This window comes from Undibacterium sp. GW821-FHT11B02 (genome assembly GCF_058808955.1).
This window is the reverse complement of sequence record NZ_JBXASD010000005.1, coordinates 72,750-94,692: the sequence shown is the minus strand read 5'-3', so window position 1 is coordinate 94,692 and position 21,943 is coordinate 72,750. Positions and strand designations below refer to the sequence as shown.

Annotated in this window: 21 protein-coding genes; 11 read left to right on the top strand and 10 right to left on the bottom strand. The window is 50.3% G+C overall.

Annotated elements, in window-relative coordinates:
• Positions 1-373: 373 nt before the first annotated feature.
• Positions 374-1,039, bottom strand: a complete 666-nt coding sequence (locus tag AC1RVX_RS11600; RefSeq protein WP_493216755.1) for a hypothetical protein — start codon at positions 1,037-1,039, stop codon at positions 374-376.
• Between the two features lie 216 nt (positions 1,040-1,255).
• On the opposite strand from AC1RVX_RS11600, the gene AC1RVX_RS11595 reads away from it, so the two are divergent.
• From AC1RVX_RS11595 to creD, 4 genes are all read left to right on the top strand, one after another.
• On the top strand, positions 1,256-1,657 hold the full coding sequence (locus AC1RVX_RS11595) for a cytidine deaminase (protein WP_493216754.1): 402 nt from the start codon (positions 1,256-1,258) through the stop codon (positions 1,655-1,657).
• 87 nt (positions 1,658-1,744) lie between these two features.
• Positions 1,745-2,482 carry a two-component system response regulator CreB gene (gene creB / locus AC1RVX_RS11590; RefSeq protein ID WP_493216753.1) on the top strand — a complete coding sequence of 246 codons (738 nt, stop codon included), beginning with the start codon at positions 1,745-1,747 and terminating at the stop codon, positions 2,480-2,482.
• Positions 2,479-3,909, top strand: coding sequence for a two-component system sensor histidine kinase CreC (gene creC / locus AC1RVX_RS11585; protein ID WP_493216752.1), 1,431 nt, complete (start codon positions 2,479-2,481; stop codon positions 3,907-3,909). Before creB ends, creC begins: the two co-directional genes overlap by 4 nt.
• Before the next feature lie 91 nt (positions 3,910-4,000).
• Entirely contained in the window at positions 4,001-5,431 is a 1,431-nt protein-coding gene (creD, locus tag AC1RVX_RS11580; protein ID WP_493216751.1) for a cell envelope integrity protein CreD, read from the top strand.
• A gap of 63 nt (positions 5,432-5,494) precedes the next feature.
• On the opposite strand, the gene AC1RVX_RS11575 is transcribed toward creD, so the two are convergent.
• The 5 genes from AC1RVX_RS11575 to AC1RVX_RS11555 all read right to left on the bottom strand — a co-directional run bounded on the left by AC1RVX_RS11575 (position 5,495) and on the right by AC1RVX_RS11555 (position 11,717).
• Positions 5,495-6,094: an HD domain-containing protein gene (locus AC1RVX_RS11575; protein WP_493216750.1), complete on the bottom strand. Its 600-nt coding sequence runs from the start codon at positions 6,092-6,094 to the stop codon at positions 5,495-5,497.
• Between the two features lie 49 nt (positions 6,095-6,143).
• Positions 6,144-7,289 carry a YbdK family carboxylate-amine ligase gene (locus AC1RVX_RS11570; RefSeq protein ID WP_493216749.1) on the bottom strand — a complete coding sequence of 382 codons (1,146 nt, stop codon included), beginning with the start codon at positions 7,287-7,289 and terminating at the stop codon, positions 6,144-6,146.
• A 1-nt stretch (position 7,290) separates the two neighbouring features.
• Positions 7,291-8,487 (bottom strand): cation:proton antiporter, encoded by a 1,197-nt coding sequence (locus tag AC1RVX_RS11565; protein ID WP_493216748.1) that lies wholly within the window; start codon positions 8,485-8,487, stop codon positions 7,291-7,293.
• A 108-nt stretch (positions 8,488-8,595) separates the two neighbouring features.
• Complete coding sequence (locus tag AC1RVX_RS11560; protein ID WP_493216747.1) at positions 8,596-9,663, bottom strand: gamma-glutamyl-gamma-aminobutyrate hydrolase family protein; 1,068 nt, start codon at positions 9,661-9,663, stop codon at positions 8,596-8,598.
• Positions 9,664-10,466: 803 nt separating this feature from the next.
• Complete coding sequence (locus AC1RVX_RS11555; protein ID WP_493216746.1) at positions 10,467-11,717, bottom strand: putative Na+/H+ antiporter; 1,251 nt, start codon at positions 11,715-11,717, stop codon at positions 10,467-10,469.
• A gap of 84 nt (positions 11,718-11,801) precedes the next feature.
• Between AC1RVX_RS11555 and AC1RVX_RS11550 the strand changes: the two genes are divergently transcribed.
• Complete coding sequence (locus AC1RVX_RS11550) at positions 11,802-11,966, top strand: hypothetical protein (protein ID WP_493216745.1); 165 nt, start codon at positions 11,802-11,804, stop codon at positions 11,964-11,966.
• 15 nt (positions 11,967-11,981) lie between these two features.
• On the opposite strand, the gene gcvA is transcribed toward AC1RVX_RS11550, so the two are convergent.
• Entirely contained in the window at positions 11,982-12,866 is an 885-nt protein-coding gene (gcvA, locus tag AC1RVX_RS11545) for a transcriptional regulator GcvA (RefSeq protein WP_493216744.1), read from the bottom strand.
• A gap of 171 nt (positions 12,867-13,037) precedes the next feature.
• Here gcvA and AC1RVX_RS11540 point away from each other — a divergent pair, with 171 nt between their 5' ends.
• The 5 genes from AC1RVX_RS11540 to AC1RVX_RS11520 all read left to right on the top strand — a co-directional run bounded on the left by AC1RVX_RS11540 (position 13,038) and on the right by AC1RVX_RS11520 (position 17,773).
• The gene (locus AC1RVX_RS11540) at positions 13,038-13,931 is read left to right on the top strand and encodes a DMT family transporter (protein ID WP_493216743.1); all 894 of its coding nucleotides are present in this window, start codon (positions 13,038-13,040) and stop codon (positions 13,929-13,931) included.
• Positions 13,932-14,037: 106 nt separating this feature from the next.
• Positions 14,038-14,445, top strand: a complete 408-nt coding sequence (locus AC1RVX_RS11535; protein WP_493216742.1) for a lysozyme inhibitor LprI family protein — start codon at positions 14,038-14,040, stop codon at positions 14,443-14,445.
• A gap of 141 nt (positions 14,446-14,586) precedes the next feature.
• Positions 14,587-15,468 carry a dienelactone hydrolase family protein gene (locus tag AC1RVX_RS11530; protein ID WP_493216741.1) on the top strand — a complete coding sequence of 294 codons (882 nt, stop codon included), beginning with the start codon at positions 14,587-14,589 and terminating at the stop codon, positions 15,466-15,468.
• Positions 15,469-15,562: 94 nt separating this feature from the next.
• A complete protein-coding gene (gorA, locus tag AC1RVX_RS11525) occupies positions 15,563-16,915 on the top strand; it encodes a glutathione-disulfide reductase (protein ID WP_493216740.1) in 1,353 nt (450 codons plus the stop codon).
• Positions 16,916-17,023: 108 nt separating this feature from the next.
• Complete coding sequence (locus AC1RVX_RS11520; protein WP_493217106.1) at positions 17,024-17,773, top strand: ZIP family metal transporter; 750 nt, start codon at positions 17,024-17,026, stop codon at positions 17,771-17,773.
• Positions 17,774-17,948: 175 nt separating this feature from the next.
• Here AC1RVX_RS11520 and AC1RVX_RS11515 read toward each other — a convergent pair whose 3' ends face one another.
• The 3 genes from AC1RVX_RS11515 to AC1RVX_RS11505 are packed head-to-tail and all read right to left on the bottom strand — an operon-like array spanning position 17,949 to position 20,933.
• Entirely contained in the window at positions 17,949-18,794 is an 846-nt protein-coding gene (locus AC1RVX_RS11515) for a sulfurtransferase (RefSeq protein ID WP_493216739.1), read from the bottom strand.
• A 55-nt stretch (positions 18,795-18,849) separates the two neighbouring features.
• A complete protein-coding gene (locus AC1RVX_RS11510; protein WP_493216738.1) occupies positions 18,850-19,779 on the bottom strand; it encodes a DMT family transporter in 930 nt (309 codons plus the stop codon).
• 53 nt (positions 19,780-19,832) lie between these two features.
• Positions 19,833-20,933 carry an aromatic ring-hydroxylating oxygenase subunit alpha gene (locus AC1RVX_RS11505; RefSeq protein WP_493216737.1) on the bottom strand — a complete coding sequence of 367 codons (1,101 nt, stop codon included), beginning with the start codon at positions 20,931-20,933 and terminating at the stop codon, positions 19,833-19,835.
• Between the two features lie 336 nt (positions 20,934-21,269).
• Here AC1RVX_RS11505 and AC1RVX_RS11500 point away from each other — a divergent pair, with 336 nt between their 5' ends.
• Positions 21,270-21,920: a DsbA family protein gene (locus tag AC1RVX_RS11500; RefSeq protein ID WP_493216736.1), complete on the top strand. Its 651-nt coding sequence runs from the start codon at positions 21,270-21,272 to the stop codon at positions 21,918-21,920.
• Positions 21,921-21,943 lie beyond the last annotated feature (23 nt).

The following is a 21,943-nucleotide window of genomic DNA, read 5'->3' as shown; positions in this document are numbered from 1 at the left end:
GGCGCACCATACTAGAACTCATTTCATAAATAGGGATGAGTGCGAGCAAGGCGATTCGGGATGCAGTGCAAGGCGTAAGGTGTTTACCCTGCGCAGCTAAGGCTGGTGCCTTAGCAAGCGGCGCAACGTAGCAATGCGCCCGAATCGCCAGCTCCCGGAGGGTTTGCCTCATAACGCGTGCTGGACTGCGTTGGACTCGTTATCAATAGACCCGCTATTGACTGCCTCGTCCCCTTGCAGGGCGCATGTGCGCTGGTAAGCGCACATCGTACGCAGGCGTGCAGCATGCTGCACGAAACCCCTGCTTTACCCTTGCCAGCCCACGTTATGAGGCAAACGCATCTCACCCCTATTTATGAAATGAGTTCTAATATCAGGCTACCTTTTGGGCCGCTGATGCCGTGGGCTTGGCCAGACTGACCGTATCCCCAGCAGGTATCCCCTCAGATTTCCAGCGCGCAAATTCTGTGCGTATCGTATCCAGAGTTTGCTTGCTGATATCGGGCAAGCTGCCACCCAGAATATCTGCCGCCTCTTTAAAGCCCTGCTCAACTGCAGCACTGATCTTGTCCAGCTTGCCCGGGTCATTGCCAATTGCCGCCTTGGCAAAACTCAGTATGCGTTCGGCAGTTTTTTGCACGCTGAATTCGCCGCCATCGGCAACTGCGGCCTGGGCTGCCTTGATGGCTTCTGGGTTGGCCGAAATTTTCTGCTCGCCACTGACCACCTTGGATAAATCCAGCCCCTGCTGTTGAACCAGCGGCTTGATCAGATTGATAATTTCCTGCGCCTTGCGATCAGATTCTTCTAGCAACGCCTGCAAATCAGGCGCTGCTGCCTTGTTCAGGCGAGGATCAGCATACACAGCAGTATCGTCGTTGCCACTTTGCAGGTTAACGGTCGTGCTATCCGTAGTACCGTTTGTCAATACTACGGTATTGCTATTATTGCCGCTGGTGTCAGCTGTCTTTGGTGTGTTGGTTTGTGCCGTCTGATAGGTCCGGACGTATAAGTTCTGTGCAGAAATGCCGATACGCATTTTATTTCCCTCTGGCAAAGGTCAGGAATGGATTATTCCTCTTTTGTTATGGACTAAAAATCGGGAAATTACAATGACAAAAGCAACTCATCACTGAAGATTGAATGTGATTCTTGACCAGCAACAATAACAGGGCCAAATCGTTTTCTTTACGGAAAGTATCATTTCTGGCATGGTTTACTACTACAATGTCATCTGTCACAACGAAAGAACACCATGCTCAATCAAGACCAATTATTGCAAGCTGCAAATACTGCACGCGAATTCGCCTATGCCCCCTATTCCAAATTCAAGGTTGGTGCTGCCGTACTGACCAAAGATGGTAAAGTTTTCCATGGCTGTAATGTAGAAAACGCATCTTATGGCTTATGCAATTGTGCCGAGCGTACCGCCTTGTTCAGTGCGGTTGCCAGCGGTTACCGCCCTGGTGATTTCGCCGCGATTGCCGTCACCGGTGATACCGAAGGCCCAATCGCCCCTTGTGGTGCCTGTCGTCAAGTCATCATTGAACTCGGCGGCCCTGATTTGCCGGTACTGCTGACCAATTTAAAAGGTGACGTGAAAACCACCACAGCAGGTGCGCAATTGCCTGATGCGTTTTACCTCAAACCTGAATAAACCTGTACTGGGTCAGAGCTGGCTTAGCCAGCTCTGACCACTATCACTTATTCTTCTCACTTTGATTTTTTGCGCAAACCCATCTGCATGTCCAAATCCATACTGATTATCGAAGATGAAATCAGCATCGCAGAAAACCTTGCGTATGCGCTACGCACAGATGGTTTCGTGCCCACACACGTCAGTCTTGGTCTGGAGGCACTGAACATATTGCGGCAGGCCAGCATCACCCCAGCCTTGATCGTGCTGGATATCGGCCTGCCCGATATCAGTGGCTTTGATGTCTGTCGGCAGTTACGTCAATTTTCAGATACGCCGGTACTTTTTCTGACGGCGCGCAATGATGAAATTGATCGCATCGTCGGTCTGGAAATCGGTGCAGATGATTATGTAAGCAAGCCATTCTCTCCGCGCGAAGTAGTGGCCCGCATACGCGCCATATTACGACGCCAGCAAGGCAATCATCAGGCCAATACTGGCAATGCCACCAATACCGTCAAACGCTTTGAATTACGCCAAGATGAAGCACGCATTCTGCATTACGGACAGGTACTTAACCTGACGCGGTATGAATATTTGTTACTCAAAACCCTGGTAGAACGACCGGGGCATTTGTTCTCACGGGCACAACTGATGGAAATAGTCTGGACCAATGCACCTGAAACACTGGAACGTACGGTCGATGCTCACGTCAAATCTCTGCGTGCGAAGTTGCGGCAAACACGCTTCGCTCATGCAGAAATACCAGATACACAAACGGCAGACAGTAGCGATGAAGGCATACAGACCCATCGCGGCATGGGTTACAGCCTGAGCCTCACATGAAAATAGGCCTGCGCATACTGCTTGGATATTTTCTGATTCTGGGCCTGACTGCCTGGCTGGTGCTGAATGTAGTAGTCGAAGAAATCAAACCAGGTGTGCGGGCGACGCTCGAAGATACCCTGATCGATACCGCGCAAATGCTGGCAACACTGGTGGCGGAAGATGTGGCAACTGGCAATGTGTCTGACAGCACCTTGATGAAACGCCTGCAAAATTATGCGCAACGCAGTGTCGATGTCAACATCAGCGGCATACGAAAAAACAGCCTGGACTACCGCGTCTACATCACGAACAACAAGGGCGTGGTCGTCTTCGATAGCGATGGCAAGGATGTCGGCAAGGATTACTCACGCTGGAATGATGTCTACCTCACGTTGCAAGGTCAATATGGCGCTCGCAGTACCCGCGCAGACCCTGGTGATGATGCCAGCAGTATCATGCATGTGGCGGCCCCGATTATGGACCATGGTCGTATCATAGGCTCATTGACAGTCGCCAAGGCCATTTCCACCATCACCCCCTTTGTCGTGCGCAGCCAGCGCAAGATACTGCAGCGTAGTGGCTGGATGTTATTGGCTTCTTTATTGATAGGTATTGCATTTTCATGGTGGTTGAACCAGGCCCTGCGCAAGTTACAGCGCTACGCCAGCAGTGTGGAAAAAGGTGAAAAAGCAAAGCTGCCAAACTTGGGTAATAATGAAATTGGCCTGCTGGGCCGGGCTCTGGAATCCATGCGTAACCGGCTGGAAGGCAAGCAATATGTGGAACAACTGATGCACACCCTGGCACATGAACTGAAGAGCCCGATAGCATCCATACAGGGTTCTGCCGAGTTGATGCGTGAAGACATGCCCGCAGCGGACAGGCAACGTTTCCTGCAAAACATATTGGAACAAAACCAGCGCCAAAGACAATTGATCGACAAACTGCTGGCCTTGGTGAAACTGGAAAAGCAGCAAAGCCTGGAGCATCCCGAAACCATCCAGGTAGTGACGCTGCTACAGCAATGTGTGCAAGACGTACAGGCCAGTTTGCTGGCTAAAAACCTGGATCTGGAGATTGACTCCACAGGGATCGGTGCCGCCACATCCATCATGGGCGACGCCCTGCTCTTGCGCCAGGCCATAGGCAATTTGCTGGACAATGCCATAGACTTTGCCCCCACTGGCAGCAAAATATACGTTCAAGCAAAAGAATCAGAACAGCAACTGCAGATCAGCATACTGGATCAGGGGCCGGGCATACCCGATTACGCGCAAGATAAAATCTTCGACCGTTTTTATTCTCTGCCCCGGCCGGCTGCCGCTAAAAGTACGGGACTGGGCTTGCCCTTCGTGCGCGAAGTCGCTCTGCTACATCAGGGTAGCATCAGTGTCAGCAACCTGCATCAAGGGGGCACCTGTGCCTGCCTGATTCTGCCTTTGTGATTCAACATGGTGCTGAATCACTTCACACAAAACACATCAACAACGCATACAAGTTATTTACATTGATGACTCCTTATCTACGGAGTCTGTCATGCAAAAGAGTTTGCTGTTCAAAACCATCATCATCGGCCTGCTGGCGATAGTTATCTACGTTCCCCTGATGATGATTCAATCCACCATTTGGGAACGCATGCGTTACCGGGATGAAGCCGTGCGCAGCATTACCGCCGATTCGGTCAGTGAGCAGGTGGTCATAGGGCCGGTCCTTGTGATACCTTATACAGAAACCTGGGAAGAACAAACGGTTGATGCCACAACCCAAAAAACCACCAAGCACCTGGTCTCGAATAACCACAAGTACTATGTGTATCCGAATGATTTGACAGTAAAAGGCACGATCGATACCGACCAGCGTTATCGCGGTATTCATAAGGTGCTGGTATATACCGGCAACCATCAAATCTCTGGTGATTTCATGTTGCCCGATATTGCCAGCCTGGCGTCCAAAGACAAAACCAATACCAGCATCACCCAAACCGAAGCCCCCTATGTATCGATAGGTCTGAGTGATACCCGTGGTCTGCAAAATTTTCCTAAACTGCAGTGGGGTGATCAAAGTTTTGAATTCAGGCAGGGTAGTAAGCTGACGACCTTTCAGCGTGGTATTCACGCCAGGCTCGACGGCATGCAAACGGCTAAGGCAGGTCAGGTCAAATTCAAAATGGATTTGATACTGGATGGTGTTGAACGCCTGAGCTTTGCCCCTGTTGCCAAAAATAACCAGATCACCCTGTCGTCAAACTGGCCGCATCCACAATATGGCGGCCGCTTCCTGCCGTCACCCAAAGGAAGAATACACAACGACAACGGCTTTAGTGCCAATTGGAATATTTCCGCTCTATCGAGCAATGCACAACAACAGCTGAGTAATCTGGAAAGCGCGAGTAATGCTGTCAATCCGGTCAATGCGGCGCTGGCACCGCGAGCACCGGAAGAAAGCACCGCTGCATCAGCACCAATTGATGTTTTCAGCGTGTCGTTTATCGAGCCGGTCAATATTTATTCCCAGGCTGATCGTGCAGTCAAATATGGTCTGATGTTTGTTGCTCTGACGTTCGCAGCTTTCTTTTTGTTTGAAGTGCTGAAACAATTGCCTATCCATCCTATTCAATACACGTTGGTTGGTCTCGCATTGGCCTTGTTTTTCCTGCTACTGGTCAGCCTGTCGGAAAAAATCAGTTTCATTCTGGCATATATGCTGGCCAGTGTTGCCTGTATTCTGCTGATAGGTTTTTATCTGTCCTACGTTTTACGCGACTGGAAACGTGGCTTCGGTTTTGGCTGCGCCCTGACTGTGTTATATGGTATCTTGTTTGGCCTGCTGCAATCAGAAAGTAATGCACTGGTCATGGGAAGCTTGCTGCTGTTTGCCGTGCTGTCCGCCATCATGGTCATCACACGCAAGGTCGACTGGTATCAATTGGGTAAAGCTGCGCCGACGGCACCCGTTATCGCAAACTGAAACAATCTGCCTGTCTGAAGCGGAGGTGGATTTGAAAAATACTCAAATCCACCCTGCTTTTATCTACAAATCGTGCCCGACAATAGCAGCCGGTATTACTTCCGCAAAAATTGAGGATAAGCCAGTATTTTGGCTTGCAGGCGCTGTGCGAGCTTGGCGTCGGCAGTATGCAGTATGCAATTCATCATGAATCAATTGCGCTTCATCACGATAAGCCAGTATTTTTTCATTACCCCAATAATGCGGTGGGTGATATAAATTAGTGATGCGGTCAGCCATCTTGACCATCCAGATCTCTCTGGGCTGCTGTCGGATACGGTCCAGACTATCACGCATTTGTGCGGCCTTGTCAGGAAGCGCAGTGTTCTTTGATAATGCATCAACACCATCAGCAACAGGCTTGCCAAATTCACTCAGCAACAGTTCATAGGTGGTGCTGGTGTCCTCTATCGTGTCATGCAGCAAGGCACACTGTACCGCCAGTGCGCCATCAGCATCATCATTAGACTGTAGCGCCCATATCACTTCCATGGCAACGCTGGCGACATGGTTGATGTACTCAACTCGCTCCCCCTCCACCTTGCCACCATAGGTCTGCCCACTGTGCTGACGGGATGAAAAATACCAGGCCTTTTCATAATTATCAGGTGTCCATTTATTCATTTGTTCATCCTTAATTAAATTCACTTATCCGGCAAAGATTTCGCGATACCTACGTCGCAGTCCCTCTGGCGCTGCGCCTTCTGTCGCGGAAAGTATGCAAGGCAGCATTCACCATTCCTTCCGGGCTGCCGGATTCCTGGTATTGCTGGCGCAGATATTGCGCATCATTGCCGGTCCGGGCAGCTTCACGCAGATGGTTGAATGCTGGCAAGGCATCCAGGTTTTCGGCATAAGGTTTTAGCCTGTCAAAGCTGGCTAATATGTCGTCACGCAATGCCGTGCTTTCATAGGTTTGAGGATGAACGGTAACGCCATCCAGACCAAAGCGACACGCCTGGAAACGATTATAGTTATATACGAGGTAATCATCTTCAGATGGCGGCGGTTCACGCCGTTCCAGCAGATAGGCGCACAAGACTTGCAGATAGGCCGCCAGTGCAGCTGCCTTTTCCACCGTCAGCGGCGTGTCACAAACGCGCAATTCTATGGTGCCGTATTCTGGCTTGGGACGAATGTCCCAGTAAAAATCCTTCATGCTTTTGACAACACCGGTTTTTTCCATTTTACTGAAGTAGCCATTGGCAAATTCATCCCAGTTCAACAAAAATGGTGCACGCCCCGACAACGGAAAAGCAAATACAGAATTGAGACGGGCGGAATTGAACAAGGTATCACCACCTTGCACATAGGGTGAAGAAGCAGACAGTGCAATAAAATGCGGTACATAGCGGCTAAGGGAATGCAACAGAAACATGGCATCATCGCCAGATGTACAACCTATGTGCACATGTTGACCAAAGATCGTGAACTGCTTTGCCAGATAACCGTACAGGGCAGACACTTCCTTGAAGCGCGGCTTGGAAAATATTTTGCGGTCTGTCCATTTTTGAAAAGGATGGGTCCCGCCACCACAAATACCAATATTTAAAATATCGGCCCCATGTACCAGGGTATCGCGAATCTCCTGCAATTGTCCCAGCACACCCTGATACCTGGTTTGCACATCAGTGCAAATCTCTATCATGCTCTGGGTAATTTCCGGCGTCACATTGCCAGGAAAAGGGCGCTTTGCCAGTAAATGTAAAAGGTCCGGGCTAGCCGCGGCGAGATCAAAATCTGACAGGCTGACGAGTTGCAGTTCCAGTTCCACACCGACCGAAAGTGCATCTGAATTTTTGAAATCTTCGAGCGGCATATTATTGCTCCCTTTCTTCGGGTGTTTCTTTGGCAGCGTACAAAGCCAGCTGTGTCAGGATAGGGCCTAGCACTTCCAGCATCAGCGTCATCGCAACCAGGGCAAACCATTCGGCAGTCACGACCATGCCAAAGTTGCGTGGCTGCTCCAGACTTAGCAACAAGAAGACCGAAACTGGTGCGAGGCCAACACCACTGAGCAAACCCTTGCGCAAAGATATGCCGCTGAATGGTGCCAGGGCCGTCGTAACCAAGATTTTGCTACCCAAGCGCATGACCAGCAATACTGCACCAAGAAGCGCACCCGCCCAAACCTGTTGCCATGCCAGTGTAGACGCCGCGAATACGAATAATACAACCGTCAACAGTTCACCCAATACACCAAAATTTCTCTGCGTGCGACCGAGGCTGATACGTCGGTGTCTTGCTACCAGACCAAAAGCGAGGGTAGCCAATACCGGCGACAAACCACTGGCATAGCTAAGCGACACCAATATAATGACTGCGAAGGCAAACCCAAGTGTTGCATCTTCTGCCTGGCGACCACGCCAGCGCAATACGATGGGCAGCAATATACCAAATACGATCCCTGCTATCAGTGACGCCAACGCTGCCATCATGACATGCAGGCTTTGTGCAGATGCCTGCAACAGGTCGCCCGACGTCTGCATTACCCAATACATCAGGATGATCTTGAATGCAAATACCGCCAGCACAGAATTAATAGCCGTCAGGTGCAGGATGCGTTCACTGACTTGACCAGAACTACGTTGCTCGTTGATGATACGTAATACCGCAGTAGGTGAAGATGACATCGCCAGTGCTGCCAGCAGCAGAGACATTAATTGCGAGCTGCTATGCCATAGCGCCACAAAATACACCGCCGCAAAAGTGGCCCCCGCTTCCACCAAACCTGTTATGGCAACCCAAGGGTTGAGGCTAAGCCAGCGCAAATTGATGCGATAAGCAAATTCAAAAAGAATGAGGCCGAAAGCGATATTGGCCACAAGGATAAGACTATGGTTATCCAGCGGCGAAAGATAAGCCGGGAACAAGTTAACCAGCGCGAAGCCCGTCAGGGCATAGATACTGATACGCGGCAGATGTAACCAGCGATGCCCCATGTCTCCCAACAACCAGGCCAGTGCAATGATGCAGGGCCAGGCCATTTCACTGATATCAATGGAAAACTCTGTCATGCTGTCTCCTGTCATGAGTGCCACGGCTTGAAACTGAAGAGATGAAAAATACTGTCACTTGTGATGCTGCATTTCCTTTTGATGATAGGCAGCGAACCCGGCCAATTTTCAAAATCGTGTTTCTCTGGCTGCGCGCAGAAAACTGTCGAGTATAGGTGTGCAATCCAGCAAATCGCTTTGCCCTGTCAGATGAAATTCTGGATGCCATTGCAAGCCAACGACAAATTTCGCTTTTTGATAGCGTATAGCTTCAACGATGTTGTCTGCAGGTGAGATGGCCTCTATCGTGATATCCTTGCCCAGATTTTTGATGGATTGATGATGTATGGAATTGACCTTGGCAGTGACCGATGGTGAAAACAATTGCGCTAGTGTGGATTGTGCTGTGAACTGCAATTCATGCCCATGCTGGTCATACAAATCATTCACATGAGCGATGGCATTCGGCACTTCGGTAGCGATGTCCTGATACAGGCTGCCACCAAAAGCCACATTCAATAACTGACAGCCACGACAGATACCCAGCAAAGGTTTATCCGCTTCGATAAACTCATGCAAAAGTTCCAGTTCATACATGTCACGAGTACGGTCACCATTCCATTCTGGACGTGTTGATTGTTGAGAATAGCTTTGTGGTGCGACATCGGCGCCGCCCTGCAATACCAGGCCATCGAGATGCCTCGCATAGTCACGCAGACGTATATTGCTGGGGCGGATCAGACCATTGGTATTGACTGAAGGGATCATGAACACCATGACATCGCGGGCCATTACCCATTGTGCAATCGACTCTTCCAGATACTGCAAGGTCTTACTGGATAAACCTTTGGCACCAGCCTGGGGATGGAATATTCTGGCAGATACACCTATTTTCAAAGTACGTTGGGTTATACCTTTGGCAGTGCGTAGAGAAGTTGCGCGCAAACGGGCAGAAACAACGCGTACAAGGGTGCGCCACGGGGATTCACCAATCTGATAAGCAGCCTGATAAGCAGTCTGGTGATCTTGCTTGTCTGCAGCAGGATTTTGTGCTTGCGGCACAGCGTCGCCGACAGGTGACACCAGCAACTGATTTGCCATTGCGGCACCTTCAACTACATTCACTTGCACAGCAGTTGGCCCGGTATCTGCACTGGCTGATTCTTGCTTGTCTTTTTCATCTGGCATGATATTCATCCATTTCTGATAAAGCGAAAATCATGAGCACTCTTCTTCATCAGCAAACTGAGAAACAGCTTCCGATTTTTTTAAAATTGGGCTTACCCAAAATTGTCCCAGCAAGGCTATCGCTTTTAAGAAACCTCCCTTAAAGGGAGGTTCGTTCCGTCGGCAGACAGCATGCTGTCTGAAACCCCGACTACACCTATCGCTTTTAAGAAACCTCCCTTAAAGGGGAGGTTCGTTCCGTCGGCAGACAGCATGCTGTCTGAAACCCCGACTACACCGTAGCGACGAAGACAGTACGAATAGTACGCGGCTCCTAGGAGAGGAGCTGCAACGCAGCTGGGGCGGTTTTGCGTAAGTCCTATAAAAACAATGCTATACCCGACACATCTATGCCACTTACCCTCTGATTTTATTATTGTTGCCAGGAAAATGACGCTGGCCGGTTTCTGTCAAAAAGACGGTTATCACTTCACGGGCCGAATCGTATCCTGCAATGGAGACACTGATTTTCTTGCCGTCTTGCACAAATCACGCAGATGCATGATGCGCCAGTTGTGTGTCGCACTGGTGTTGCGTATTTCCACGTTCTGCATCGCAGCGCTATTAGAACACTTTCGCGGGATTGCGTCTGTCAGACAATGCCTACGTCAGGACTATACCTGTGCATTCCACATTTCTAGTATAGTTCAAAACGCGTCTTTTTAAACTTGTCCGTCACCTTTTCGGCCGTATTTGCAAATGCTTACATCTTGCTGGTCTGAATTTGAACCACATTAAAAGTCAACTGACTGGCGAAAGATGTCAAATAAAATTCACAGAAAAAATATCACTGCCGCCACTACCGTCGGTGGTAACGCGCCCAGCAGCAAACCCAAGGCACCGATGGATTCGTCATTGAAGCCGCGCTTCAATAAGGCCACCCCTGCGGGATTGGGTGCATTCGCAATGACAGTCAGGCCGCCACCAGCGACTGCGCCGGCTACAAGCAGATATTTGGCCTGTTCACTCAGACCCGCTATCAACGAACCAAGATACGTCAATGCAGCATTATCAGTTATCGCCGTCAAACCAAGCGCGGCAAAAAACAGCGTGTGCGGTTTCAGACTGGACACAATGGGTTGCAACCACCATTGCTGCATTCCCCCCAACACTACCAGACCAGCGAGGAAGAAACCAACCAGCAAACCTTCTTTTAAAATCAAAGGGCTCTGGTGGCGCTCGTAGGCCTGAGTGAAGCCCAGGAAAAACAAGAACAAACCAAGGAAAAGCACAGCGTGATGCGCCAGCAGCACCACACCAGCCAGGAAAATCAAATGGATCAGGCTAACGATCATCGGCACGGGTACATCCGGCGAGGTTGCATCACTGCCACCAGTGTCTGCAACGTGCTTACGTATGAGAAAAGTGACTACACTGGCATTGAACAAGACCACCAAAGCCGCTTTCCAACCAAAATTTGCCAGCATGAAGGCACCATCCCATTGCCAGGCAGATGCCACCATCAACACAGGTGGGGCTGCATACGATGTCAGCGTACCACCAATAGAAATATTCACAAACAGCACACCCAGTGCAGCATATTTTTTCCATTCCGGCATGCCATGGCGGAACACTAATGGAGCTAGCATGAGGGCAGCCAATGTCATCGCCGCCGGTTCAGTGATCAAAGAACCAAGCAAGGGTACCGCTGCAAGGCCAAACCAGACCATGACCAGTGCATTCCGGAATGGCGTCACATGTGCTATACCATTGAGCATACGTCCGACTATCTCCAGTACAGGTCGAGAAGCTGCCACTACCATGACAACAAATACAAACAAGGGTTCGGTATATTGACGTGACTCTGCATACGTAATGGCGGCTTCGCCGCCGGATACCATTGCCATGACCATAATGAGCACAAACGCCCAAAAACCAAATACAACTTCAACTTCGCCCAGCAGATGCAGCAAGCCCGCATGTTTGCCATTTTTACGTGCCAGCATTTCAAAGTATTTGGCGCTGAAAGTATGTAACAAGGCCAAACCAAAGATTGCAGCACCAAGGCTTTCCATTAAAGTCATCACTGTTTTCTTTCCGCAAATTTGGATACATATATTACACGAGCTTACCCTGGTTTTCGAGATAAACCGGGATAAGACAGGTCGATGCATTCTCATCATCAGCGTAATACACTCATCCGCAAAACGGAAGGCCCCAAATTCAAACGCACTACAATATGGAAGCGTGAGAATATTGATGAAGCAAAAGATAAATATCTGGAGCGCGAAATAGAAAAACAGCGACAGCTTTATATTTCTTTAAAAAAATAACTGGAATTCATTCCATCAATTACTCTTCACCGCATGCACAAGCCAGTCCCTGAAATAGCGCGCCTCATCTCTGAGCAATGTCCCGGATGGGTAGACCAGATAGTAAGCAATACCTGTCCTGATGGCGGTCTTGAAGGGCATGATCAATTCGCGATTTTTCAACTCCTGCCTGACCAGGGCTTTTCTTGTCAGTGCGATGCCATAGCCTCTTTTCGCAGCTTCGATAGCACCATTCGAATCGGCAAATACAGTTCCGCTATCCCACTCAACTCCTTTTGCTGATGTCGCCTCAAGCCACAGACGCCAGTCTTGTTGTTGCTCATCATGTAACAGGGTAAAGGCTTTCAATTCATCTGGCGACGTGAGCTGTTTTTTGTTCTTCAACACACGGGGACTGCATACCGGCTGCAAGGGGTCATCCACCAACATTTCAGACTCCAGCCCGGCATAACGGCCAAGACCATGCCTGACCGCAATATCCACTTCATCGCGGGTAAAATCTGCCAGTCGATTGGTGGTGCTGATCCGCACATCAATAGACGGATGAATCGCCTGAAACGCTGGCAACTGCGGCAACAGCCATTGCATGGCAAACCCGGGTGTACAACTTACCGTAATCTTAGGTAGCGCACGCTGCTCTTGCAGGCGTCTTGTTGCTTCTTCCATTTGCCGGAACGCCGTACGTATTCCCAAGAAATAGCGCTCGCCATCTGCAGTCAATGCGATACCACGCTGGTCTTTCCTGAACAGGGCAATCTGCAATGTATCTGCCAACTTGCTGAGTTGCTGACTGACTGCTGCCGGCGTCACATGCAATTCTGCCGCTGCATGCTTGACACTCAGGTGACGGCTTACTGATTCAAAATATTGCAAAGCTTTCAGTGATGGCAAGCGTGTCATGACAGTTTAGTTTTTCTAAATTAAATGCATAAAAGATGAATTGCCACTCAAACGCATGGAATGGTTTAATTCTGTAAGTGACGCAATAAAGTACAAGAATATCTTAACTTAAAATGTAATCGGCATCTCGCGCCAGATCTATGCCAGCGAATATCAATAAAGGAAATAATCTTGAAAACCAAAGATATCATCCGGCTTATCAGCCTTGCCGCCATCTGGGGTGCCAGTTTTTTATTCATGCGGATTATCGTATCTACGCTGGGTGCAATGCCCACTGCTTTTTTTCGTGTACTGTTTGGTACGGCAGGGCTGGTGATCATCCTGCTGATCATGCGCGTGCGTTGGGATTTTAAAAACAAGCTGGGTACTGCCATGGTACTGGGAATCATCAATTCGGGTATTCCATTTGTCATGTTCAGTCTGGCGGCAAAAGTACTGCCTGCCGGTTATTCTGCCATTTTGAATGCCACTACGCCGCTGATGGGTGTCGTCATTGGTGCCCTGTTTTTCTCTGAACGACCAGGCCTTTACAAGGTGGCGGGTGTAGTCATAGGTATTGCCGGCGTGGCGGTGCTGACCTCTACCGGCCCCTTACAGTTCAACACGGACCTGATTATTGCCGCCGCTGAATGCATGGTAGCCACCACCTGTTACGGTTTGGCCAGCTTTCTCACCAAGAAATGGATATCTGCCAAAGGTGGACTGGATAGCCGTCTCGTGGCTTTTGGCAGCCAACTGGGCGCGATCACACTGTTATTGCCATTCTTTGGCTACAGTGCCATGACGCAAGCCCCGACATCCTGGGGTGACAGCACACTCTGGCTGACACTGGCAGCCCTGGGCTTGATTTGCACCGCACTGGCTTACATTCTGTATTTCAGATTGATCGCCGATATCGGCCCGGTCAAGTCGCTGACGGTCACTTTTTTAATTCCTCCATTTGGCGTCTTGTGGGGAGCCTTGTTTCTGAATGAGCGCATTACCTTGGCGCATCTGTTGGGTGGCGCATTGATCGGTGTCGCGGTCTGGCTGGTCTTGCGACCTGAGAAAATGCGCTCAGTCTGAAATCAAGTACCGCCACAGACTATTAGCTTTTAAATAATTTCCTTGTGCTATCATTTACGCGTAGTCATTCCAATGAATGGCCATACTTGAAACCTCAAGGAATAGTATGAAATCTGCTCAACTGCTCATACTCAGCATGTTCTGCACCATCGCACATAACAGCCATGCAGAGGCATTGTGTGCCTCCGAGAAAAATACACAGGAAGACAGGCTATGCATGGCCGGCGAGGTGGCCAGGGCAGACAAAAAACTGGAAACCTATCTGCAAGCTGCCAAACTCCGTCTCCAAAAAGACGGAGACAGCAAGCTGAATCTGGATTTCGCTCATAACGCTTGGACACAATATCGCACTACTCATTGCGGCAATGTCTATACCTATTGGGAACAGGGCAGCATACGTTACCGCCAGTCGGCACAATGCCAGCTTGATCTCATACAAAGCCGTATGCATGATATCTGGAAAGCCTACCTGACTTACGCTGACAGCACGCCACCGGTTCTGCCAGAGCCGTAAGCCATATCTGCGATAACTTCCGTTACAAGTCAGTTCCAAGAATCGGTTGTACAATTCATTGCTGTTTTGCCCGGGGTTTCATGTACCTGATTGTACCAACGCGTACCAACGCGCATCAACAAATACAGATAGGAGAACACCATGCAGTATCGCGAAGATTTTAATAGCCTGGTTGGCGGCAAAGAAGATAACACCACAGTCAACCGTCGCAGTTTCATGCAAACAGCGGTTGGTGTGGGCTTTGCCGCAGCAGTAGCACCGGTTTGCGCGCAAACCATGATCAAGACTGACCGTGCCGGTTTGACGGATGGCGTGACCAAGTTAAACGTGGCCGGTGCGGATGTGCCCATGTATTTTGCCAAGCCAGAAGGTAAGAGTAATTTGCCGGTGATACTGGTGATTTCCGAAATTTTTGGTGTACATGAACATATCGCCGATGTAGCCCGCCGTTTTGCCAAGCAGGGTTACCTGGCCCTAGCACCTGAATTATTCGTGCGTCAAGGCGATGCCAAGAATGCGCCCAGCATGGCTGAACTGATGAAAGAAATCATTTCCAAAGTGCCGGATGCACAAGTCATGGGTGACCTGGATGCAGCAGTCGCCTGGGCCAGCAGCAACGGTGGCGACACCAAGCGCCTGGGCATCACTGGTTTTTGCTGGGGAGGACGCATTACCTGGCTGTATTCTGCCCACAACCCCAATGTCAAAGCTGGTGTGGCCTGGTATGGCCGCCTGCAGGGCGAGGCAACAGCATTGACACCAAAACACCCTATCGATATCGCTGCCGGTCTGAAAACGCCAGTGTTGGGCTTGTATGGCGCAAAAGATCAGGGTATTCCAGTTGAGTCGGTCATCAAGATGGAAGCCGAACTCAAAAAAGGTAATAGCAAATCAGAATTCAAGATATATGAAAATTCTGGTCATGCCTTTAATGCCGACTATCGCCCCAGCTACAATGAAGCAGATGCCAAAGATGGCTGGAACCGTTGCCTGGCCTGGTTCAAGGCCAATGGTGTAGTTTGAACGCGTAGTCTGACTTTCCTGCAGCATAGGATCGGGCAGATTTCGTTGATGCGAATCTGCCTGACACCCTTATCACGGTATCTCAAGGACCATCATGCATACGTACGACTATGATTTATTCACAATAGGCGGCGGTTCTGGTGGTGTACGTGCCAGCCGCTTTGCAGCGCAATTTGGTGCGCGGGTGGCGTTGGCAGAGGCAGGCCCACTGGGCGGTACTTGCGTGAACGCCGGTTGCATCCCTAAAAAATTGATGTCCTATGCGTCGCATTACCACGCCGATTTTGAAGAGGCTGTGGGCTTTGGCTGGAGCCTGGGGGAACAGCGCTTCGACTGGCCCACCCTGATAGCCAACAAGGACAAAGAAATTGCCAGGCTCAACGCCATCTATAGCCAGATACTGACAACGGCCAATGTTGATGTCATTGCCGGCCATGCGCAGATACTGGATGCGCACACTGTCGTCGTCAATGGGCAAAGCTATCGCGCCCACCATATCCTGATTGCCACTGGCGGTCACCCTGTACGACCAGAATTACCAGGCAGCGAACTGGGCATCACCTCAGATGAATTCTTTCACTTGCCGGCCCTGCCACGTCATGCCATCGTACAAGGTGGCGGCTATATCGCGGTGGAACTGGCATCCATATTAAATGGCCTGGGTTGCAAGGTCACAATGGTACAGCGTGGCATGCAGATCTTGCGCTCCATGGATCATGATCTTGGTCATTTCCTGATCAATGAAATGACCAAGAAAGGGGTAGAGATAGCACTGGATACCAAAATCCTGTCCATCACTGCTAACGGCGACAGCAAGCGCGTTGAACTCAGCGATGGCCGCACGCTCGATAGTGATTGCGTGCTGTTTGCCACCGGCCGCCAACCCAATGTCAAAGACCTGGGGCTGGAAAATGCTGGTGTGCAGGTACGCGAGAACAACTCCATCATCGTCAACGAACACTTCGCCACCAACGTGGACAATATCTATGCGATAGGTGATGTCATCGACCGCGTAGCCCTGACACCGGTCGCACTGGCCGAAGGCATGATCGTTGCCGCCAACCTGTTCCAGCATGGACACAAGCTGATGTCCTATGAAAATATTCCGACGGCGGTATTCAGCCACCCCAATGTGGCAACCCTGGGCCTGAGTGAAACCAGGGCACGGGAAAAACATACCCACGTCATAATCTTCAAGAGTGAGTTCAAGGCACTCAAGCATACGATGTCAGGTTCAACCGAACGCTGCCTGATGAAGATGGTCGTCGATGGGGATACCGACCGCGTACTGGGTATGCACATGGTGGGTGCAGATGCTGGTGAAATCATCCAGGGCTTTGCCGTGGCGATGCAATGTGGCGTCACCAAAGCACAAATGGATGCCACGATAGGCGTGCATCCTACAGTGGCGGAAGAATTTGTGACCATGCGGACGGCAGTGACGTAGAGCTCATTGCTCCAATCTTGATTTGCAGAAAACCCCGCAATATGCTTTAATTTGCAACCTGGTTGCAAATTCCTGAGGCTTAAAATTCATTCCACGCTGTTATCCATTCTGTTTGCCACCACCGTTGCCGGTGTTTTAAGCATCACGGCTGCTGCCATTTTCTCGTTTTCTCTCTTGTCCAAAGTGGTAGAGCGCATGGTCAGCCTGTCGGTGGGCATCATGTTGTCCACGTCTTTGCTGCATGCACTGCCAGAGGCGTTTGAATCCGGTGCTGACACCCACACCCTGTTTGCGTGCTTGCTGGGAGGCTTGCTGGCTTTCTTCTTGCTGGAAAAATTTGCGATACTGCGTCATTCTCATCACCATGAAGGTGATGGTCACCATCATGAACACGGACACGATGCCCATGAAGCAGGTCGTGCTGGCTGGATGATACTGGTCGGTGACGGAATGCATAATTTCACCGACGGTATTTTAATTGCAGCGGCTTTCCTGGCTAATCCCAAGCTTGGGCTGGTCACTGGCCTGGCGATTATTGCACATGAAATACCGCAGGAGATAGGTGACTTTATCGTCTTGCTAAATGCAGGGTTCAGCCGTGCGCGTGCTTATATGTATAACCTGATCTGCAGTATGATGGGTGTGGTTGGTGGCGTGATAGGTTATTTCACATTGGAAAACGCCAGTGGCATGATCCCCTACGTGCTGGTGTTTGCATCTTCTGGCTTTATCTATATCGCAGTCAGCGACTTGATGCCGCAAATGCAGCGGCGAGCGACACTGAAAGAAACCATACCACAGATTATTCTGGTGTCATTGGGGGTGGTGCTGGTGTTGTTTGTGACCAGTCACAGGTAGGCATTGAAAATTCACACCTTTCCGTAGGTTGGGCCGGGCCTCGCTAGGCTACGGGGTATCAGCCCAACACTCAACGTTTAAATAACGTATACGTTTGTTGAGGCCCAGTGTTGGGCTGGTAAACCGCAGCCTAGCGAGGCCCGGCCCAACCTACGGAATATCATCTACCTAGAACTCAACGCTCCACTGGTCGCGACGCATCTGCACACCACTCGCTCCACGATCCCGGATACAAAGCCGCACCGTGCATGCCTGCCACTTCCAGCGCCAGCAGATTATGGCAAGCCGTCACGCCCGATCCACATTGCATGATGGCCTGGCTGGCATCGCTGACAATGGCGGACCATTCTTGTCGCAATTGATCAGCAGGTTTGAAACGGCCATCAGCTTGCAGATTATCTTTGAAGAAGCGGTTTTTGGCACCGGGGATGTGACCACCTACCGGGTCCATGGTTTCGTTCTCGCCACGGAAACGGTCAGCAGCACGGGCATCCACGACTGTCCTGGTTGGCTTGCTGATATTTGCCAAAACCTGACTGACTTCTACAGAACCAACCAAAGCTGGTTTGTCACTAATATTGCCGCAACCTATGGCAGGCACGGCAGTGCTTACCGGCAAGCCTGCGGCCTGCCATGCTGGTAAACCGCCATCCAGCACGGCGACGGCTGTATGCCCTACCCAGCGTAACATCCACCACAAACGCGCCGCAAACATACCACCGTGGGCGTCATATACAACCACCTGACTGTCATCATTCACACCCAGATTGCGCAGACTGGAAATAAAATCGCCTTTTTCCGGCAAAGGGTGGCGTCCACGAAAAACGCCATCCGGCCCGACTTTGGCAGCCGACAGTCGCTGGTCAAGATGGACAAACTGTGCACCAGGAATATGGCCAAGGTCGTAGGCAGCTTGCCCTGCATTGGTATCCATCAAATCATGGCGGCAATCCAGCACGACCCAGTTACTGCGTTCAATATGGGGGGCCAGATCTGTTGCACTGATCAAAGTCGTGTACATCTTTATCTCCTGAAAAATAAGTCTTGCAAACTATCGCAAAGAAATCACAGCCATTTTATTCCGAACTGATGGCATCACTGGGAATAGAGACGGTAGTTGTTCTGGCATTATAAAAGGTGGCGATCAGGCCACTGCATAAAATTACGGCAATGCCAAGCCAACTTAACCAGGCCAGGCTTTCCTCCCAGATCAGCACATCCCACAGACTGGAAAACACAATACCCACATATTGCAGATTAGCCGTGACCAGCGTATTCCCCAGGCGATAGGCTCGCGTCATGGCCATCTGTGCCATCGCCGCTGTTAAACCTATGGCCAGCAACAACAGGATACCTCTGGTATCGAGGTGATGCCAGACGATGTTTTGTGTATTGTTGCTCATGGCATCGATGGATTTACTGAGCACGGTGCCAGCCAGACCGGCCACAGCACAGGTCATGGAAAAATAAAACACCACACGATATTCGGGCTCGCCCATCAAACCCATCTGCCTGACCTGCATATAAGCCCAGGCAGCCAACATACCGGATATCAGGGCGATGACACCGCCGATGATCTGGTCCGCATGGATACTGGGGCGCAACAACAAAACAACGCCAACAAAACCCATGAGGATGGCGGCTACCGGTTGCCAGGTCAGGCCATGCTGTTTTCTCCACCATGCCGCACCCAGCAAAATAGCCGCGATCCATATTGGCGACATGTAGTTCAGCGTCACAGCCATTGCCAGCGGCAATTTGCCTATGGCATAAAACCACATCCACAGTGCGATGACGCCAATCAGACCGCGCCCCAAATGGTGGTAAGGCATACGCGTGCGCAAGGTTCCCCCCTGCCAGCGCACCAGTGTGGCTATCATCAGCATCCCGATGACGCCGCGATACACCACAATTTCAGAGGTTGAATAATCAACCGACGCCAGCTTGACGCACACACCCATGATGGAAAACAGAAAGCTGGCAACCAGCATCCATAAAGACTGCATAAATCCTTGCTCCAAAAGATAAGGGAGGCACGCGCCTCCCCTATTGAGTTACATCAAATTGCGATTTTTCTTCGATACCATTCATGGAAGTGCTGCATGCCGTCTTCCATGGGGGATTGATAAGGCCCGACTTCACTGACGCCACGATCGAGCAAAATCTTGCGACCAGCATCCATGCGCAAACCGATTTCATCATCCTCAACACAAGTTTCCATATAGGCTGCGCGTTCAGCCTCTATGAACTCGCGTTCAAACAGGACGATTTCTTCAGGATAATAAAACTCGACCACATTACGCGTCTTGCCGGTAGCTGTTGGCCATAAGGTCGAGACCACCAACACATGCGGATACCATTCAACCATGATATTGGGATACAGGGTCAACCAGATCGCGCCATATTTAGGCGTTTCACCATTGCGGAACTTCAGCACCTGCTCTTGCCAGCGCTGATAAGTGGCTGAGCCGGACTTCAGCAAACCCTTGTTGACGCCCACAGTCTGCACGCTGTAATCCTCACCAAATTCCCACCGCAAATCATCGCAAGTGACAAAGCTGCCCAAGCCGGGATGGAAAGGTTCGACGTGATAATCCTCCAGATAGACTTCAATAAAAGTCTTCCAGTTGTAATCACATTCATGTACTTCGACATGGTCGAGCATGTAATCGCTAAAATCCAGGTCTTTGGTGACGGTGAGATTAGCCATGCGTTCCATGACGTTATAGCCGTTTTGCTCGAATAGCAGGCCATTCCAGTTTTGCAAGGGCGTGCGTTGCAAATTCAGGCAAGGCGTGTCGGCAAAATGTGGCGCGCCAATCAGCTCACCTTTCAGGTCATAGGTCCAGCGATGCAGCGGACAAACAATATTATTGGTATTGCCACGGCCATTGAACATCAATGCCTGTCGGTGACGACAGACATTCGACATCAGTTCTATGCCCTGAGCGCTGCGTACCAGCATGCGGCCTTCATTTTCAGATGCCAGCGTAGCAAAGTCGCCAACATTAGGCACCATCAGTTCATGACCGACATAACGCGGACCAGACTGGAATAATTCCTTGATTTCGCGCTGCAAAAGCGTTTCATCAAAATACACGTAAACCGGAAGTTGCGCGTCAGAACGCGCGAGTATAGACAAAGAAGCCAGATCGGACATCCCCACCCCCCAAATTAATTTGCACCAACCTAAGAGAGAAAGAATCCACAAAAACCTGTTTCGGCAGGACTTTCAATCCCGACGAAAATTCAAACGATCAAACGACTTGAAGAGGAAATTTTGGACAGAACCGGGAATTATACCCGAATTAAAATATTTTATGCCAATTACTTGTCATGCCATCATGAAAACATGATCAGATGGCAATCCCATACACATGTTTTCTCGTCCTATAAATCAGCAAAAAATTTGAAAAACAGCAAAAATCCTGCAGCCTGCCAGACTGGGCAACTTTCTATACAATGAGCGCCTGACGCCCACCAATGAGAGCAAGTGATGACACACCTGATTTATGTCGCCGACCCCATGTGTTCATGGTGCTATGGCTTTGGCCCGGAATTGCAAGCCCTGCTCGATACCTTACCCGGTAGCCAGCTTGACCTGGTACTGGGCGGCTTGCGGGCCTATAACAAGCAGGTGTTGGATGACACCACCCGAACGACCATTCTTAGCCATTGGAAACATGTGGAAGAAAGAAGCGGCCTGCCCTTCAGCAACAAGGCCATGTCACATCCAGGCTTCATCTATGACACTGAACCTGCTTGCCGTGCAGTGGTTGCCGCCCGCACCCTGGTAGATGAAGCATCCAGCGATACCGTCCTTAAAGTGTTTCATGCCATACAGCACGGCTTTTATGCCGAAGGCAAAGACGTGACTGATATTGGCGTGTTGTCCGGGATTGCCGTTACAGCCCTGAATGCCGCGGAAGGTGCTGACAGCTATGACACCACCAGCTTTCACGAAACCATGTTATCCCCCATGACCATGTCTGACGCGAGGCAAGACTTTGAACAAAGCCAGCGCTGGGGCATACGTGGCTTCCCGGCCTTGTTACTGGTACATCAGGATGCGCTGCATATGATCGCATCTGGATACACGACACGTGATGACCTGATAGCGACACTCAAACAAGTACAACAGACATAAACCTGCATTTCCATCATAAAAAC